16 protein-coding genes are annotated in these 18,308 nt (G+C 36.5%); 10 read left to right on the top strand and 6 right to left on the bottom strand.

The features are described from left to right. The first annotated feature begins 1 nt into the window (after position 1). Genes mraY through GQR60_RS16010 form a run of 10 tightly spaced genes read left to right on the top strand, consistent with a single transcriptional unit; the run spans position 2 to position 11,359 of the window. The gene (mraY, locus tag GQR60_RS16055; RefSeq protein ID WP_124993915.1) at positions 2-1,255 is read left to right on the top strand and encodes a phospho-N-acetylmuramoyl-pentapeptide-transferase; all 1,254 of its coding nucleotides are present in this window, start codon (positions 2-4) and stop codon (positions 1,253-1,255) included. 6 nt (positions 1,256-1,261) lie between these two features. Continuing rightward, entirely contained in the window at positions 1,262-2,599 is a 1,338-nt protein-coding gene (murD, locus tag GQR60_RS16050) for a UDP-N-acetylmuramoyl-L-alanine--D-glutamate ligase (RefSeq protein WP_124993914.1), read from the top strand. Positions 2,600-2,608: 9 nt separating this feature from the next. Continuing rightward, positions 2,609-3,796: an FtsW/RodA/SpoVE family cell cycle protein gene (locus tag GQR60_RS16045; protein ID WP_101309396.1), complete on the top strand. Its 1,188-nt coding sequence runs from the start codon at positions 2,609-2,611 to the stop codon at positions 3,794-3,796. Further along, positions 3,780-4,880 carry an undecaprenyldiphospho-muramoylpentapeptide beta-N-acetylglucosaminyltransferase gene (gene murG, locus GQR60_RS16040; RefSeq protein WP_124993913.1) on the top strand — a complete coding sequence of 367 codons (1,101 nt, stop codon included), beginning with the start codon at positions 3,780-3,782 and terminating at the stop codon, positions 4,878-4,880. The genes GQR60_RS16045 and murG overlap by 17 nt, the downstream gene beginning before the upstream one ends. Before the next feature lie 3 nt (positions 4,881-4,883). Next, positions 4,884-6,257, top strand: coding sequence for a UDP-N-acetylmuramate--L-alanine ligase (gene murC / locus GQR60_RS16035; protein ID WP_124993912.1), 1,374 nt, complete (start codon positions 4,884-4,886; stop codon positions 6,255-6,257). Further along, positions 6,251-6,991 carry a cell division protein FtsQ/DivIB gene (locus GQR60_RS16030; RefSeq protein ID WP_124993911.1) on the top strand — a complete coding sequence of 247 codons (741 nt, stop codon included), beginning with the start codon at positions 6,251-6,253 and terminating at the stop codon, positions 6,989-6,991. Before murC ends, GQR60_RS16030 begins: the two co-directional genes overlap by 7 nt. Then, positions 6,984-8,246 carry a cell division protein FtsA gene (gene ftsA / locus GQR60_RS16025; RefSeq protein WP_124993910.1) on the top strand — a complete coding sequence of 421 codons (1,263 nt, stop codon included), beginning with the start codon at positions 6,984-6,986 and terminating at the stop codon, positions 8,244-8,246. The genes GQR60_RS16030 and ftsA overlap by 8 nt, the downstream gene beginning before the upstream one ends. Positions 8,247-8,279: 33 nt before the next feature. Next, the gene (gene ftsZ, locus GQR60_RS16020; protein WP_124993909.1) at positions 8,280-9,590 is read left to right on the top strand and encodes a cell division protein FtsZ; all 1,311 of its coding nucleotides are present in this window, start codon (positions 8,280-8,282) and stop codon (positions 9,588-9,590) included. Positions 9,591-9,636: 46 nt separating this feature from the next. Beyond that, positions 9,637-10,875, top strand: a complete 1,239-nt coding sequence (gene ftsZ / locus GQR60_RS16015) for a cell division protein FtsZ (protein ID WP_191991637.1) — start codon at positions 9,637-9,639, stop codon at positions 10,873-10,875. Between the two features lie 37 nt (positions 10,876-10,912). Further along, positions 10,913-11,359 (top strand): GatB/YqeY domain-containing protein, encoded by a 447-nt coding sequence (locus tag GQR60_RS16010; RefSeq protein ID WP_124993908.1) that lies wholly within the window; start codon positions 10,913-10,915, stop codon positions 11,357-11,359. A 123-nt stretch (positions 11,360-11,482) separates the two neighbouring features. Here the strand turns inward: GQR60_RS16010 and GQR60_RS16005 are convergent, their stop codons facing one another. The 6 genes from GQR60_RS16005 to GQR60_RS15980 form a co-directional block, all read right to left on the bottom strand. After that, positions 11,483-13,606: a peptidylprolyl isomerase gene (locus GQR60_RS16005; RefSeq protein ID WP_124993907.1), complete on the bottom strand. Its 2,124-nt coding sequence runs from the start codon at positions 13,604-13,606 to the stop codon at positions 11,483-11,485. 252 nt (positions 13,607-13,858) lie between these two features. Beyond that, positions 13,859-15,115 (bottom strand): hemolysin family protein, encoded by a 1,257-nt coding sequence (locus GQR60_RS16000; protein WP_124993906.1) that lies wholly within the window; start codon positions 15,113-15,115, stop codon positions 13,859-13,861. Next, positions 15,116-15,319 carry a hypothetical protein gene (locus tag GQR60_RS15995; protein WP_124993905.1) on the bottom strand — a complete coding sequence of 68 codons (204 nt, stop codon included), beginning with the start codon at positions 15,317-15,319 and terminating at the stop codon, positions 15,116-15,118. Positions 15,320-15,360: 41 nt separating this feature from the next. Next, complete coding sequence (gene lptC, locus GQR60_RS15990; RefSeq protein ID WP_124993904.1) at positions 15,361-15,930, bottom strand: LPS export ABC transporter periplasmic protein LptC; 570 nt, start codon at positions 15,928-15,930, stop codon at positions 15,361-15,363. Positions 15,931-15,934: 4 nt separating this feature from the next. Then, positions 15,935-17,272 (bottom strand): tetratricopeptide repeat protein, encoded by a 1,338-nt coding sequence (locus GQR60_RS15985; protein WP_124993903.1) that lies wholly within the window; start codon positions 17,270-17,272, stop codon positions 15,935-15,937. Positions 17,273-17,522: 250 nt separating this feature from the next. Next, positions 17,523-18,260: a type III pantothenate kinase gene (locus tag GQR60_RS15980; RefSeq protein ID WP_160463502.1), complete on the bottom strand. Its 738-nt coding sequence runs from the start codon at positions 18,258-18,260 to the stop codon at positions 17,523-17,525. Between the last annotated feature and the right edge of the window lie 48 nt (positions 18,261-18,308).

The following is an 18,308-nucleotide window of genomic DNA, read 5'->3' as shown; positions in this document are numbered from 1 at the left end:
TATGTTATACTATTTATTTAGGTATTTAAATCAATTGGATTTCCCGGGAGCCGGGATGTTTGAATATATCTCATTTCGGTCGGCATTAGCCATTATGACTTCGTTATTTATTGCGACTGTATTTGGGAAAAAGATCATTCTCTTATTGCAAAAGCAGCAAATTGGCGAGATTGTTAGGGATTTGGGCTTAGCCGGTCAAATGGAAAAAAAAGGAACACCAACCATGGGGGGAATCATTATCATTATCTCCATTTTAATTCCGGTTTTACTATTTGCCAAACTCGATAATGTCTACATTATACTAATGATTATTACAACTATCTGGTTAGGATTAATTGGTTTTGTCGATGATTATATAAAAGTCTTTAAAAAGGACAAGGCCGGTTTAAGTGGCAAGCTTAAGGTAGCTGGCCAAATAGGTTTAGGTCTAATTGTTGGGTTAACCCTTTATATAAATGATGATGTAGTTGTACGTGAAAAAACGAGTATGTCTGAAATAGGAATTCAAACCGAATTGGTTGACGAAGGATTTACATCTCAGGCTCCCGGAACAACTCGTTTAACAACTGATGAAAAATCTACAAAAACAACGATACCTTTTTTTAAGAATAATGAATTTGATTACGAATCGTTAGTTGCTTTTGGTGGAGAATATGCACCTATGTTGGCTTGGCTGGTTTTTATAATTATTACCATATTTATTGTTACAGCCGTTTCAAACGGTGCAAATATTACCGATGGTTTAGATGGTCTGGCGACAGGTTCGTCAGCAATTATTGGTGCCACTTTAGGAATATTGGCCTATGTCTCCGGTCACGTGGTGTATGCTGATTATTTGAATATCATGTACATTCCAAATTCAGGCGAACTGGTAATTTTTATTGCTGCTTTTATTGGAGCAACCATTGGCTTTATGTGGTACAACTCTTACCCGGCACAAGTTTTTATGGGTGATACAGGCAGTTTGTCTTTGGGAGGAATTATAGCTGTTTTTGCCATTGTTATTCACAAAGAATTGTTGATTCCTGTTTTATGCGGAATTTTTCTTGTTGAGAATATTTCGGTGATGATGCAGGTTTCCTGGTTTAAATACACCAGAAAAAAATATGGTGAAGGGCGAAGAATCTTTAAAATGGCACCTCTTCATCATCATTATCAGATGAAAGGATATCCAGAACCAAAAATTGTTACCCGATTTTGGATCATTGGAATTTTTCTGGCAATTATAACAATAGTAACTCTAAAAATCAGATAAGTACAAATGGCAAAACGAATCGTCATATTAGGTGCAGGAGAAAGTGGTGTTGGTGCGGCTGTGTTGGCCAAATCAAAAGGCTTTGATGTGTTTGTTTCAGACTTAGGAGAAATAAGTCCCAAGTACAGGCTTGTGCTGAATAAATATCAGCTTGATTTTGAGGAAAAGCAACATACTGAATCTCTTATTTTATCGGCAGATGAAGTTGTGAAAAGTCCGGGGATTCCTGATACAGCGCCTTTAATTGTTAAGCTGAAAGAAAAAAATATTCCTGTAATTTCTGAAATTGAATTTGCGGGAAGATTCTCCAATGCTAAAATGATATGTATAACCGGCAGTAACGGAAAAACAACAACAACTTTGCTTTTGTATCATATGCTGAAGAAGGCAGGATTGCATGTTGGTTTAGCCGGAAATGTAGGAGATAGTCTGGCTTGGCAGGTTGCCGAAAAAGATTATACGCATTATGTGGTTGAGTTGAGCAGTTTTCAGTTGGATGGGATGTATGATTTTAGAGCTAACATTGCTATACTGTTAAATATTACGCCGGATCATTTGGATCGGTACGATTATAAAATGGAAAATTACATCAATTCAAAATTCAGAATATTGCAAAATATGAAATCCGAGGATTCTTTTGTGTTTTGCACCGATGATGATATCATCAAAAAAGAATTAATGAATTGTGATACTCTTGCTCAATTATTGCCGTTTTCCGTTCAGGAAATAGAAGAAATGTGCGGATGGATTGAGAATGAACTTTTAAAAATTCAATACAACGAAAATCTCTTTTCTATGGATAAAAAAGATTTGTCTTTACCTGGAATTCACAATGTATATAATTCATTGGCATCAGGAATTGCCGGAAGTGTACTGCAAATTCGGAAGGAAGTAATTCGCGAAAGTTTAAGTGATTTTCAAGGTGTTGATCATCGATTGGAAAAGGTGGTTCGTGTAAGGGGAATTCAGTTTATTAATGATTCAAAAGCTACAAATATCAATTCTACGTGGTATGCATTGGAAAGTATGGATGAGCCGGTAGTTTGGATTGTTGGTGGAGTTGATAAAGGAAATGATTATTCCGTTTTGGCCGATTTGGTGAAAGAAAAGGTGAAAGGAATTGTGTGTTTGGGTGTTGACAATTCTAAAATTCATGCAGCTTTTGATGGTAAAGTGGATTTTATAGTTGATGCCGGATCTATGAAAGAGGCAGTGACTCAAGCATATCAAATAGCCAGTAAGGAAGAGGTTGTTTTGTTGTCTCCAGCTTGTGCAAGTTTCGATTTGTTCAAGAATTATGAAGACCGCGGAAATCAGTTCAAGGAAGAAGTAAGAAATTTATAAATTGAAGATATGGCGGGTTTTTTTAAGAATTTAAGCTTGAAGGGAGATAAAACGATCTGGATCATTATCTTTTTTCTTTCAATGATTTCTTTGCTGGTTGTATATAGTTCAACCGGAACACTTGCCTATAAGGTGAAAGGCGGGAATACATCCTATTTTTTCATTAAGCAATTGATTCTTTTGGGCGGTTGCTACATGATTATTTATGTAGTTCATCGGATACATTTTAAGGTATATTCCAGTTCAGCCAATCTGGTTCTGATCATTTCAATCGGATTGCTCATATTGGCAAAACTCGTTGGTACAAACTTAAACGATGCATCAAGGTGGATTACAATTCCTGGGATAGGGTTCAACTTTCAGCCGTCGGAGCTTGCTAAACTTGCCTTAATATTGCATGTTTCCAGAACGTTGTCACGATATCAGGCTGAAGATTCCTGCAAAAAAGAGGCGTTTTGGCACATTGTTATTCCTGTAGGAATTGTGTGTTTGTTGATTTTTTTGGATGACTTTTCTACTTCAGTATTGTTGGGAGGTGTATGTTATTTGCTGATGTTTATTGGTAGAATAGCAAAAAAATATTTGTTTGGATCGGTGGGTGTTGTTTTGGGATTGGTGATTATGCTGATTGTAATGGCACCTCTGCTTCCCAGCATCGGACGTGTTCAAACCGTGCGGAGTCGAATCGTTAACTTTTTTGATAAAGATGAGTCAAATGTAAATAACAACCAGAATTATCAGGTAGAACAAGCAAAAATTGCAGTTGTTTCCGGGGGAATTTTCGGAAAGTTCCCAGGAAATAGCACACAGCGGAATTTTTTACCACATCCGTATTCTGATTTTATTTATGCCATTATTTTGGAGGAAATGGGCTGGATTGGAGGTTTTATCATACTGGCTTTTTATCTCATATTACTGTATCGCGCCGGCTTGATTGTCCGGAAATGCAATCGGACTTTTCCGGCATTGCTGGTGGTTGGTTTAACTTTAAGTATTGTTTTTCAGGCATTGACTAATATGGCTGTATCGGTTAATTTAATCCCGGTAACGGGACAACCTTTGCCTTTAGTGAGTATGGGAGGTACGTCATTAATTTTTACTAGTGCTGCGTTTGGAATGATACTAAGTGTGAGTAATTGGGTAAATGAGGAAGAGAAATTGAATGAAGAAGCAAAAGTAAATGAAGCAGAAAATTAAAATAATTGTTAGCGGAGGCGGAACAGGAGGCCATATATTTCCGGCTATTTCAATTGCAAATGCTTTAAAAGAAAAGCATAACGATTGTGAAATTTTATTTGTAGGAGCCGAAGGGAAAATGGAAATGGAAAAAGTTCCTTCTGCAGGATATAAAATAGTTGGATTGCCAATACGGGGACTTCAACGAAATTTCTCGAAGGAGAATTTGAAATTTTTTTCGAGACTGTTTAAAAGTTTGAAAAAAGCCAAGGCCATTGTTAAGGATTTTCAGCCCGACGCAGTTGTTGGTGTTGGAGGATATGCCAGTGGTCCGCTTTTACATGCCGCAGCTAAAATGGGAATTCCTACCGTAATTCAGGAGCAGAATTCGTATGCGGGAATAACGAACAAACTTTTGGCAAAAAAAGCAAAAAAGATTTGTGTGGCTTACGAAGGAATGGAACGTTTTTTTCCTGCTGACAAAATATTATTGACAGGAAATCCTGTTCGAAAAGATTTAATAAATATTGCTTTGAAAAAGCAGGAGGCAATGGCTCATTTTGAGTTAGATCCTGAAAAGAAAACCATTTTGGTTGTAGGGGGAAGTTTGGGAGCAAGAACCATTAATAATAGTATGTTGCGTTCGCTTTCGGCAATTTCAGATTCAGAAGTTCAGGTAATCTGGCAAACAGGAAAGTTTTACATTGAAAAGGTTCGCGAAGAATTGAAAAATTGGGACATCCCCGGATTAAAAGTTTTTGATTTTTTGGGGAGAATGGACTTGTCTTATGCTGCTGCCGATATGGTTATTTCCAGAGCTGGAGCGGGTACAATATCAGAACTATGCCTGGTGGAAAAGCCATGTATTTTGGTACCGTCACCTAATGTTTCTGAAGATCACCAAACCAAGAATGCCATGGCTCTGGTAAATAAGAATGCTGCGATAATGGTAAAAGATATTGATGCTGAAAAGGAATTGGTTGTGGAGGCATTAAAACTGATAAATGATGCAGATAAATTATCTGAGCTTTCGGCGAATTGCAAAGCTTTGGCGAAGCCCGATGCAGCAGATGAAATTGCAGAACAAATAATAGCATTAACATAGATTATGCAGATTAAGGATTATAAAAATATTTACTTTATCGGGATTGGTGGAATTGGCATGAGTGCTATAGCCCGCTACTTTAATTCCATTGGTAAGAATGTGTTTGGTTATGACCGAATGGCCACTCAGCTTACTGCGGAATTAACTGCGGAAGGTATTGGTATAACTTTTCAGGAAGATGTCGATCAAATTCCAGTACGTTATCAATCTAAGTATGATACTTTAGTAGTGTACACACCTGCTATTCCTGCAAATCATCCTCAATTGATTTATTTTCAGCAGCAACAATTTGAAATTATGAAGCGATCGCAGGTTCTGGGTTTGCTTTCCGATAATTTGAATGGTATAGGTATTGCCGGAACCCATGGTAAAACTACGGTTTCAACCATCACAGCGCATATTTTCAAAACATCAGCTTTAGATTGCAATGCTTTTTTAGGAGGAATTTCCCGCAACTATCAGTCTAATCTTTTACTGTCAAAAACCAGTCCTTGGATGATTCTTGAGGCTGATGAGTTTGATCGTTCATTTCTTCAATTACACCCGCAGTTGGCTGTAATTACCTCAATGGATGCTGATCATTTGGATATTTACGGCGATAGAAATGAATTGGAAAAGAGCTTTCAGGCTTTTGTTCATCAAATAAAGGAAGGGGGAATCCTTGTCTATAAAAAGGGATTGGTTCTCACTCATGATAAACTTTCGGCTTATACTTATTCATTAGAGGATAAAGCAGATTTTTATGCTGAGAACATCAAATTAGTGGAAGGATTTTATCAATTTGATTTGGTGTATCCGGATGGAACAATTAAAGATTTGTTGTTCTCCTACCCAGGGAAAATTAATGTTGAAAATGCAATTGCAGCATCAGCTATGGCTCTTCTTTGCGGTGTTGAAGCTGATGAGTTGAGAAAAGCTCTTTCAACTTTTAAAGGTGTTAGAAGAAGGTTTGATTATCAAATCAGAAATGAAAAAATTGTTTTTATTGATGATTATGCACATCACCCAAAAGAGTTGTGGGAAAGTATATCATCAGTAAGGGAATTGTATCCTGAAAAGAAAATAACCGGAATATTTCAACCTCATTTATATTCACGAACAAGAGATTTTGCAGAAGGTTTTGCTGCAAGTTTAAATCTTTTAGATGAAGTCATTCTTTTGGATATTTATCCAGCCAGAGAATTGCCAATAGAAGGGGTTAATTCTGAAATTATTTTGAAAAACCTGAAGGTGCCAGCTAAATTATGTACTAAAGGTGATTTGATAGAGTTACTTAGAGAGAAAGAATTTGAAGTTTTACTAACTTTAGGTGCAGGCGATATCGACAAGTTGGTCGAGCCGATTAAAAATTTAATCTGCGAACGATTGGAATGCTAAAAAAAATTGCAAACACATTAATTTGGGTATTCTTGCTGGGGTACTTAATTGTAGTTTTTTCCTTTGCCAATGGCAAATCGGAGAAGCTGGTGTTTTCAGGTACACTGGTAAATGTGGTTGATAGTGTGAAAAGAGGTTTTGTAAACAATTCTGATGTTGAAAGAATTATTAAGAAAAAATATCCGGGAGTGGTAGGGACTACTATTTCCGAAGTTAATAAAGAAGCATTGGAGGATCTAATAGACAAGATTCCTTATGTGAAAAAATCGGAAGTGTACAATTCGCTTTCCGGAAAATTAATTGTTGAAATTAAACAACGCAACCCAATTGTGCGGATTTTATCGGGGAATGGATATTATATTGATGCGGATGGAGAGAAAATGCCTTTGTCTGCAAATTTTACATCAAGGGTTTTGGTGGTTTCAGGGGCTGTAAATGATCAGTTGATAAAAGAAGAACTGTTTGAGTTGGTAAAATTTATTACAAATGATGAATTTTGGAAATCGCAGATCACACAAATTGATGTAGACAGAAACAAGGAGTACGTTTTAATTCCTCGTGTTGGAGCTCATAAAATTGAATTGGGGAGCATTGAAAACTACGAGCAGAAATTTCAAAAATTGAGAGCTTTGTATATCAAAGGATTTTCAAAAAAAGGTTGGAATACGTATAGTAAAATCAATTTGAAATATAAGAATCAGGTAGTTTGCACAAAAAAGAATTTAAATGACTAGCAGGAATAATATCATAGCAGCTATCGACATTGGCACAACTAAAATTGTTGCCATTATGGGTGAAGTAGACACCGATGGAAGGTTGCGGATTATAGGTATGGAAAAAACCGTATCGAGGGGCGTTAAGAGGGGCGTGATTCATAGTATTGAAGATACAATTGGTGCTATCAGTGAGGTAGTTGATCGATTGGCGGAGAAAACTAACAAAGACATTTCTACAGTTTATGTAGGTATTGCCGGACAGCATATACGGAGCATAAAGAACCGACAGTTTAAATACATCCAAAATGGAATAGGTGAAATTACTAAACAGGATGTTGAGGAAATCATAAATGAGAATTTTAGGATTCCAATTGAGGTTGGAGAACAAATACTGCATGTGATTCCGCAAGATTACGTAGTTGACAAGGAGGCTGGCATTCGGAATCCAATAGGAATGGCCGGACGAAGGCTGGACGGGAATTTCAATATTATTATTGGAAGAACTGCATCTGCACGCAATATTGAGAAATGTGTGAAGGAAGTTGGATTGGAAATTGAAGAATTGGTTTTGGAACCTTTAGCTTCTTCTTTATCTGTGTTAAGCGAAGAAGAAAAAGATGCTGGAGTTGTTTTGGTTGATATTGGTGGCGGAACTACGGATATTACAGTTTATTTTGATGGTATACTAAGGCATACTGCAGTAATTCCTTTTGGTGGCGATATTGTTACCCGAGACATAAAGGAAGGTTGCTCGGTACTTATAAAACAGGCCGAAGCTTTAAAAATTCAGTTTGGAGAAGCTGTCGCTGATTTAGTAGACGAAGAAAAGGTGGTTACCATTCCAAGTGTTGGTGGTTGGGATCCAAAGGAAATTTCTTTTAAAACCTTGGCTCAAATCATTCAATGCCGAATGGAGGAGATTATTGACAGTGTTAAATTTCAAATCGAAATTACAGGACTGCACGATAAAATTGGTGCCGGAATAGTATTGACAGGTGGAGGTGCATTACTTACGAATCTTGACGTACTGACTCAAAAACAAACCGGAATAGATGTTCGCATAGGCTATCCCGGAGCATCATCTAAAATTATTTTAGATGAAACCTTAAATCAGCCAATTTATGCAACAGGAATTGGATTGATGCTAAAAGGTTTGAATAAACCTCGTAAAAAAATTCAGAATCAGAATACAGACAAAAATAAAACAGGCAAAAAGAAAGGATTTCAGAAATTTTTTAGTGCTTTGTTTGATACTGATGATTTAAAAATGTAAATAAAATATTGTAACCCTAATACTTGTGACATCATGATTGACGAATTGTTACCGGTTGATTTTGAACCTAAAGAGAAATCCATTATAAAAGTGATTGGTGTGGGTGGCGGTGGAAGTAACGCTGTTAATCACATGTTAAAAGAAGGAATCACGGGGGTCGATTTTGTAATATGTAATACTGATTCTCAGGCTTTGGAAAACAGTCAGGTGCCGATTAAGGTACAGCTTGGTAAATCACTTACCGAGGGTAGAGGAGCTGGAAACAAACCTGAAAGAGGACGGGAATCTGCACTTGAAAGTATTGATGACATCAATAAAGTTTTAAGTGAGAAAACCAAAATGATATTTGTGACTGCCGGTATGGGAGGTGGAACCGGAACAGGTGCAGCTCCTATAATTGCAGAAACAGCCAGAAAGCAGGGAGTCCTAACTGTTGGAATTGTAACGATCCCATTTCGATTTGAGGGGAAAAGAAGAATTGAGCAGGCGATGGAAGGAATTGCAAATCTGGAAAAGCATGTGGATGCACTTCTAATCATCAATAACGAAAAGTTGAGGATGATGTATGGTGATTTAAAATTATCGGATGCCTTTGCAAAGGCTGATGATGTTTTATCTATTGCCGCCAAAAGTATTGCTGAAATAATTACTGTTCATGGTTATGTAAATGTCGATTTTGCCGATGTGGAAACCGTGATGAGGGATAGTGGTGTAGCCGTAATGGGATCAGCTTCTGCTTCAGGTGAAGATAGAGCGCTTCGTGCTATTGAAGAGGCACTTACATCTCCGTTATTGAACAGTAATAATATTTGCGGAGCAAGAAATATCTTATTAAATATCATCTCGGGTAAAGATGAGGTGACCATGCAGGAGGTTAGTGTGATTACCGATTACGTTCACGATGTAGTGGGTGACGAGGTGAGTATTATTTGGGGAAATGGTAATAGTGATAGATTGGACGATGAATTAAGCGTTACAATTATTGCTACCGGATTTTCCGAAAGCCCTATTCCTGAATTAAGTATAGAACCTCGGAAATCAGTTCAAAATGAAGCTCCTAAATTGGAGCTGATTATTGAGAATCCAGCCGAAGCTGAGGAGATTGCGGCAATGAAGAAGCGGGAGGAAAGGCAACGAAGAGAAGAGTTGATGAGAAAACGCTCCGATGAAGACCGTGAGGAGTATGAGGTAACAGAAGAGAAAAAAACGCCTGTAACTAAAAGTAAGGAACCTATTGAAGTTGAGGAAGAAAGTGGAGAAGAGGAACATAAAAAAGGAAGCCTTGACAATTGGTTTAAAGATAAGTTTACACAGATATTTGATAATAATGATTCTTCGATGTAGCGTTTTAAGTTGCGTGAAATCATAAAAGAGATAATTTTAGATATTAATGACTGAGGATTTAATTGATTTTAGTTTGCAGGAAAATGAATCATCGATTATAAAAGTAATTGGTGTTGGTGGTGGTGGCGGTAACGCTGTAAATTATATGTATAAGCAGGGCATAAAAGATGTGGATTTTGTCATTTGCAATACTGATGCCCAGGCCCTTGAAACAAGTGAAATTCCTGTGAAAATTCAGTTGGGTGAATCGCTGACTGAAGGTCGTGGTGCGGGTAACAAACCCGAGCGGGGTGAGCAATCCGCGATTGAGAATTTGGAAGATATAATTGAAGTGCTGGCTGATAATACCAAAATGGTTTTTATTACTGCTGGTATGGGAGGAGGAACAGGTACAGGTGCCGCTCCGGTTATCGCGAAAGCGGCTAAAGAAATGGGGATTTTAACGGTGGGTATTGTTACGATACCATTTCGTTTTGAAGGACGCCAGCGATTGCACCAGGCCATTGAAGGAATCAATAAACTAAAAGAGAATGTGGATTCACTTTTAGTCATAAACAATGAAAAGCTAAGCGAAATTTACGGCGATTTAAAGTTGTCTACAGCCTTTTCCAAGGCGGATGATGTGTTGGCAACCGCAGCTAAAGGAATTGCTGAGATTATAACGCTTCACGGTTATATCAACGTAGATTTTGAAGATGTAAAAACAGTAATGACAGATAGTGGGGTTGCAGTAATGGGATCTGCTTCGGCCGAGGGAGAGGATCGTGCTGTTAATGCCATTCGCGAGGCTCTTACATCACCATTATTGAACAGCAATGATGTTAGAGGTGCCCGAAATATTCTCTTAAATATTAGTTCCGGTCAGGAAGAGGTAACCATGGATGAGGTGGGACAAATAACCGACTACGTTCAGGAAGCTGTTGGCGATAGTGCTTCTATTATTTGGGGTACAGGGCAGGATTTGGTATTAGGAAACAAAGTATCGGTTACAATCATAGCAACGGGTTTCGATAATGGTTTAATTCCAGAGGAGAAGGCGACACCCAAAACTGCATCTTTTCAGGCTGGCAGAGGACGCAACAGTGCTGTCGATCAAGTAAAAACTATTTTAGAAGAAGAGGCGAATGAAAAATCGGAAGAGAATCAGTTAATCTTGACAGATTTGAAGGATACTGAAATTGATGAAATTGAAAATATTCCTGCTTACAAGCGAAAACTGAAGAATATAGACAACCAGAAATTTCAATCGGGTAAGGTTATTCGCTTTACTTTAGACGAAGAGTAGTCATACAGTCATAAATAGAAACTTAAAATACAGAACAATGGGTTTATTAGAACAGATCAATTCAGATATAAAAACTGCCATGAAGGCGAAGGAAAGAGACAGATTGGAAGCACTCCGAGCTGTAAAAACAGCTTTTACCATGGAAATGACAAAAACAGGAGCTGCCGATATCGACAATGATTCTGCACTTAAGATCATTCAGCGATTGGTGAAACAACGTAAAGATTCAGCCAGTACATTCACTGCCGGAGGGCGTGGAGATTTAGCAGAGAAGGAACTTCTGGAATTAAGTTATTTAGAGGTTTATCTTCCTGCTCAATTGTCTGATGAAGATTTGACCGTTGCCGTTCAGGGAATCATTACTAAAACCGGAGCATCTTCCATGAAAGATATGGGGAAAGTAATGGGATTGGCTTCCAAAGAATTAACCGGTAAAGCTGATGGTAAAGCAATTGCTGATAAAGTTAAGGAGCTTTTGTCTTAGCTTTCAATAAGGAATTTTAAGAGGTGTTGCATTTGCAGCATCTCTTTTTTTATGGATAAACTTAAATGCACAAAAAAAGCGGGATGATAAATTATCATCCCGCTTTTTAATGAGTTTTACTCTCTAATAAAACTTGTATCTTTTATCAATAACATTTGCATTTTCTTTCAATGCCTGAAATGCCTGATAGTTTGTTCTGTATTGATATCCTTGCTCTAATCTTGATTTAAAAGCTTGAACGGTAACATCAGAAACTTCATCGCTGTTTTCGTTAGTAACAACAAGCATGTAAACACCTTGATTGCCTTCAACAGGAGATGAAATTTTACCTTTCTCCAGCATTGAAGCTGTACTTATTACTTTAGGCTCAATTCCTGCACCAGGAATCTGAAACGATTGGAAACTGATACCTGTTGCAGTTTTAACTTCTAAGTTTTCTTTTTGTGCCACAGAAAGTAAACTTTGAGCTCCGGCACTACTCTTTGTCATCTCAGCAATAATTAGTTCAGCTTTTTTATCTTTTCTGATCGCTCTCTTGATTTCAGAAACCTTATCTTGAATAGACGCAATTCCTTCTTCTTTTATATCAGAAAGGATTGCAACAACAAACTTGTTTCCAAATTCGAAAACTGCAGAGTTATCATTATTCAATAAAATACTCTCCATATTATCCGTGTTGTAGGCAGCTCTAACAAGATCTCTTGAATTTTCCAGTCCGGGGATCAATTTAGTTTCTCTTTTAAGATTTGCTGTTCTACGATTTAAACCATCAGCAGTGCTTGCTTTCTCGAACGCATTTTTGTCAAGATTGTTTCCTGCAAAAGTACGGGCTTTAGCATAAGCTGCCTGAATTGTTTTTTGACTGGCTTCAACCTTACGGTCAACAATAGCAAGTTGAACTTTTTTCACTGCCTTACTCATATTGGTAACCTGAATAACGTGAGCTCCAAATTGAGTCAGAACAACTTTTACTTCATTCTTTTTCGAAGAGAAAGCAGCATCGTTGAATGGCTGAACCATTTTTCCTTGAGAAAACCATCCTAAGTCACCACCATTAACAGCAGAACCTTGATCTGATGAGTTTTCTTTTGCTAAAACAGCAAACTTAGCTCCTTTATCAAGTAAAGCTTTCAAACTGTCAGCTTTTGCTTCAGCACCTTTATAATCACGATTAACAGGACGAATTAGAATGTGACGGGCTTTTACTGAATCAGGAAGCATTTTTACTTCATGCAGTTTTGCCATTTTATACATTTCGTTTTCGAAGTAAGGGCCAAATACATCACCTTTATTTGCAGAAAACGCGAATGCGTTAAGATCAGCATTTGTGATTTCGTCTTGTTTGAAATAGTAAGCATTAAAATCGCTGTCGCCATTCAATTCTACAAACTGAACGTCATTGCTTTCATTTGTGAAGTCTTCTTTCAAGTCAACAATCCATTTTTCAGTTGCTTTGTAATCTTCAGTAGAAGGTATAACGTCAAATGATACGTAATCAATCTTTCTTGATTCTGTTTGTTTGAACAGATCTTCGTGTTTACTATAGTAATCTCTGATTTCAGATTCAGTTACATTAATAGTACTGTCTGGAATTAGATTGTAACTTTTCACAATATAATTGAAATCTACTTTTTTACTTCCTTTAGTTGCCATGTCTTTAACCAATACATTTGGCATGTAAAGACCTTTTTGAACTAAGGTATTGTACTTAACAAGATTTCTTTGCGTAATAATTGATTCTTCGATGTTTAACCAGTAAGCTTTTTGAGGAGTTCCATTAGGAGCTGCAATTAATTTCTTAAGAGTTGCAACAACTTGATCCTTATCAACCAATCCGTTTTCGTTTTGAAATAACTGACGAATAGCAGGATCGATATTTCTACCTTGAACCATATCAAATAATTCCTCAGAAGAAATAGAAATTCCCAACTCATCATACTCACGGTTCATTACAAATTCCTGAACCATCTGTTGCCAAACCTGCTCTCTTAAACGCTCAATCTGTTCCGATGGAATTGAGTTCTGTCCGGACATGAGTTTGTTAATCTCAAGACTATGATTGAATCGGTTTTGGAAATCACGGATGTTTACTGATTCCCCTGCAATTTCTGCCATCTCATTTCGTGAGTTTGCTAATAACGAACCACCTGATTTTAGAGCATCTCCAGCAATAAATGCAAGAAGAGCACCACCAATAATGATCCCTATAAAAACACCACGATTTCTTATTTTTTGTAATGTTGCCATCGAAAAAGATTTAAATATTCTTAATTAGGCTACGAATATACAAAAAAATGGGAAATGATCGCTTTTTATTGCAATTGGATTACTCGCTTTTATAGTAAAATAAAAAGAGACTTGAAAGTAATTATTTCTATCTGGAATAATATTGACCTGATCCTACTTACAATTGAGGATGCGGACAAACCCGGATATCTATTTTGGATATAAATAGAGATGATTTAAATGAGGATAAGAAAATTGGGAATGAAGGATATTTTATAGAATTGTTAAGCGTATTTTAATAACACGTGTATTGCTTACTTCCAAAATTTTAAAATTGAAATTTTCAATGCGAATTGTTTCATTATACGTGGGAATACTTTCGTGAGTGAAAATAAGAAAGCCGTTTAATGTTTCAAAGTCTTCTGATACAGGCAGGTTAAGTTCATACTTGTCATTCAGATAATCTATTTCCAAACGGCCTGCGAAAATGTATTCTGTATCTGAAATTTTCTGTTCTTCCAGATCTACGTCATCATGTTCATCTTCAATTTCGCCAAATATCTCTTCCATGATGTCTTCGATGGTAACCATTCCCGCTGTTCCTCCAAATTCATCAACCACTACGGCAACACTTTTATGTTCGCGCGTAAAAAGATTTAGTAATTTATGAGCGGGCATTGTTTCGGGTACAATAATAATATTGCTTAAGCCTGCCTTTATACTTTGTGGGTTTTTAAAAATTATAGACGAGTGTATATAACCAACAATATTGTCGATTGAATCTTTGTAGATTAAAATTCTGGAGTATCCGGTTTCTATAAAACGTTGCGTCAGGCTTGAAATATCACCATTAATTTCCATTGCCTCAATTTCATTTCGGGGCACAATGCATTCGCGCAATTTCACTTTCGAAAAATCGAGCGCATTTCTAAATATTTTTATGTCGTGAAGATCGTCTTCGGCTATGGTTTGGGCATCATGGCCTTCCTGTACCAAATGATCCAGATCAACTTTCCCAAAAGCCTGCGTTTCTTCTTCTTCGGTAATGTTAGTTTTAAAAATTTTTCGGATAATATTTTTTGATAGGAATATAGTGAACGATGTTATCGGATAGAATAAAATGTAAAAAAACATCACCGGAAGGGCAAACAGGTTCAAAGCCATGTTTGGATTGATCCTAAAAAGAGTTTTGGGTATAAATTCTGCAGTAACCAAAATTAATATGGTTGAAAGAAATGTTTGAACAGCCAGTATTATTGAATCGGAATCAATCCATAGCGCTATAGAAGGTTCCAATAACTTAGCCATAAGAATACCATATATTACAAGGGCAATGTTGTTGCCAACGAGCATGGTACTAATATAATGTCCTGGGTTTTGAGAAAAAATAGAAATAACCTTAGCCGAAACTGTATTTTTGTTTCGATCAAGCTCCATTCGCAACTTGTTTGCGGCAATAAAAGCAATTTCCATTCCTGAGAAAAATGCCGATAAGGCCAACATGATAAAAATGATGATCAGCTCGTTCATTTATTTCCGGGCTTTGTTTTTCTCTTGTAATTTCCGCATGTATCTTCTCCAAACATACATCAAACCAGCAATGCCGGCGATAACATACAGCATAATACTTTCAGCAAATCCGTAATCAATTGTTTTGTGTACAGCAGCAATCAAGCCAACAATCATAACGATTAACCAGATGATTTCTAAAATGAAAGGGAGTTTTTGTTTCATGTGTTAAATGATTTTAGATGCAATATAGTACGATTTTATTCTTATTGTTCTGTTTCATCATTTAAATATACTTCACCAGTAACTTTTTTGAGGGTAATCTTATCCATTTTATCATCAGAAGAAAAACCGATTCCTTCCAAAACCTGACCATCATCTGTGGTAATTCTAACATATTGATCCGAATAAATGAGACCTTTACCTTGATCCCAATACATTAACTCGGTATTTATGGTTTTCCCGTCATCACTAACAGCAATAACTTTATTTCTTAGTTCCCACAATTGATCTGAGGTAAAGTGTTTGGCATAATTTGCTTCTATTTGTCCTGCAACAGTTCCGTCATCGTCATAGGAAGTAATTTTTCCTCCTTTTGGGAAATCCTGATACTCTTTATCTTCGGTTTTCACATCAATAAATTCAACCGCAAAAGCACGATATTTAATTCGTGTTGAATCAGTGAAAATAAATTCAACATCTTTGCCCGAACGCTCCGGGTTTTTTTCGTTACTTGTAATACTTTGTACCTCTTTAATACTGTTTTCACAAGACAAAAGCATTGTAATCCCGGAAAGGATCACAATGCTTTTGATAATATTATTGATATTTTTCAATGTTTTATTCTGTTAATCTTGCTTTGGTTGATTCGTTAATCCAATCTCCAACTTTATAAGTATCTCCTTCTTTAATTCCTTCGAAGAAAGCTTCCTCTTTGCGGGGGAAATACTTAGAGTAAGTAGTAATTAATTCGCGGGCTTCTTCAGAACAATCAGGATCTAAAGCTTTAGCTTTAGCAAATTTATCAACAGCTACCCAATAAACAGCTTGCTTTTCAAGCGGACTTGATCCGTAATTTTTGCTGTAAGCAGCATAAGCTTTTCCAATCAACAAATAAGGTTGTCCCCAATTAGCTCTGTATTTGGCTGCTTTTAATGCGTTAGATTTAGCATCACTGTATTTGCCTTGCATTAAAAGAATTGTAGCTAATTTGAAATGAAGGTCTGCTTTAATATCAGCATCTGCTTCCAATTCGATAGACTTAACTAAGTACTCTTTACTCTTGTCAAATTCTTTTTTCTTGATAAACATTTTTGCCAAGTTGTGAGCAGCATCAGCATTCGGATCCAATTCATATTTTCTTTCCGCAACTTCAGCATACAAAGCTCCATCTTCACATTCCTGACGATTCAACATTCTTAAGATCTTATTGATCAGAACCAAATCATTATTATTTGCATGAAATTTAGGAGTAAAGATATTGCTTAAGGTTTCACAATCAGCAACTCCGGCAGCAAAGAAAATTTGTTCTACATTCAATCTTGCGTTGTTGATATTGTCTTTTTTAGCTGGATCAGTCTCAGCATCCATTTGCTTCTTAGCCATATCCATAAAAAGAAGGTAATTGTCGATCACTTCTTCTGCTTCTATTTGATTGTTTTGAACCAAAACTTTTGATGCTTCCATTGTGTTGGCAATAACTTTCGCTTCAGCATTCAGTCCTTGCATTTCAATGGATTTTTTCATCATGGCATAAGCTTCTTTTACAGAAGGGATATCTTTTTCCCGGTATTGAAACAAATCACCACCTTTACGACCAAGAATCCAACCTGTAGAATATTTACGATCTTTACCAAAATACTTAATTCGGTTATCGTAAACCATCATTAAAGTGTCAATGTATTTGTCATTCTTAGTAGCGCGGTATAATCCTTCCATTATTTTCACACCATTAATATACGTGGATTTTTGGTAGGCAGGTGCATTTCTATAAACGTATCTCCATCCAGTAAGTGCTTCTTTGTAATTTCCCTGTTTTACCATCTCGATGTAGAGAGATGCGTTTAAAATTGTTTTAGCACTATCCAACCCATATTTTGATTCCAAAGTCTGAGCTTCCGCCTTAAACAGACCCGAAAACAAAAGAACCATTGTTACAATTAAAAGTCTTGTCTTCATATTACTATTTTTTTTATAATCAAGTTACTTTTTATTTCAAAACCAAAAATGACATTTAGATTTACCTGTAAAATCTCAATATTTTAAACCAGGGTCTAAATATAACGAAAGTTTTAGTTTTGTCAGAACTAAAACTGCAAAACTCATACCAAAAATTTAGTACAAGCTTCGAAACTGGTTGGGACATCTATATTTGAGAGCCCTTTGCAAAACTATAAATAAAATATAAAGCTGCAAAAAATACGTCTTATTAAGAGTGAATCAATAAATTAAATTCCAATATCTTATTCAACCCCTCCAATACGATTTCGGGATGATATGCTACTTTGTTATCTATTGATTTATTTAAAAAACGGGCATCTCCTCCGGTAATTACCACACGTAATTCCGGATGTATGGCTTTTAATTTGTTGATGTATGAATCTATTTCGAAGATCAGACCATTTTGAACGCCTGACACTATTGCATCATTGGTGTTTTTACCAATTAAATTGAAACCTTCATTTTTTGACAGCTCGGGCAGGTTTTGAGTAAATTCGTGTAAAGCTTTGAAACGCATTTTTAAACCGGGAGATATACAGCCTCCTAAATATTGGGCTTTAGCAGTAACAAAATCAAACGTGATAGCGGTTCCGGCATCTATTACCAGTATGTCTTTTCCTTTATATAAACCATGTGCGCCTGCGCAAGCGGCTAATCGATCGTAGCCGAGTGTGCTTTTCGATTCATATAAGTTTTCCAGTGGTGTGCCTATTTCTGAATTAAAAAACAGAACGACTTTGCAGGCCAATTTTAATCTGGAGATTAATTCTTCAGGATATTTTCTAACAGAAGAAATAATAACATTAGGTGCATTTTCACATCTTGATAAAAGGCCGGAAACGAATTCAGTTTCCCCTAATGTCGAGTTTTCAAGTCTAACTAATTGATTGTTTTCAAAGAAGCCTGACTTTATTTGTGTGTTCCCTATGTCTACTATTAAATTCAAAAGAGTCGGAATGATGGTAATTTATTGTAAATGTCTTGTAAAATCGCA

It is taken from the genome of Labilibaculum euxinicum (assembly GCF_009795715.1).
Classification (GTDB): domain Bacteria; phylum Bacteroidota; class Bacteroidia; order Bacteroidales; family Marinifilaceae; genus Labilibaculum; species Labilibaculum euxinus.
Note: the sequence above shows the minus strand (reverse complement) of the source record. Positions and strands in the feature narration are given on the sequence as shown.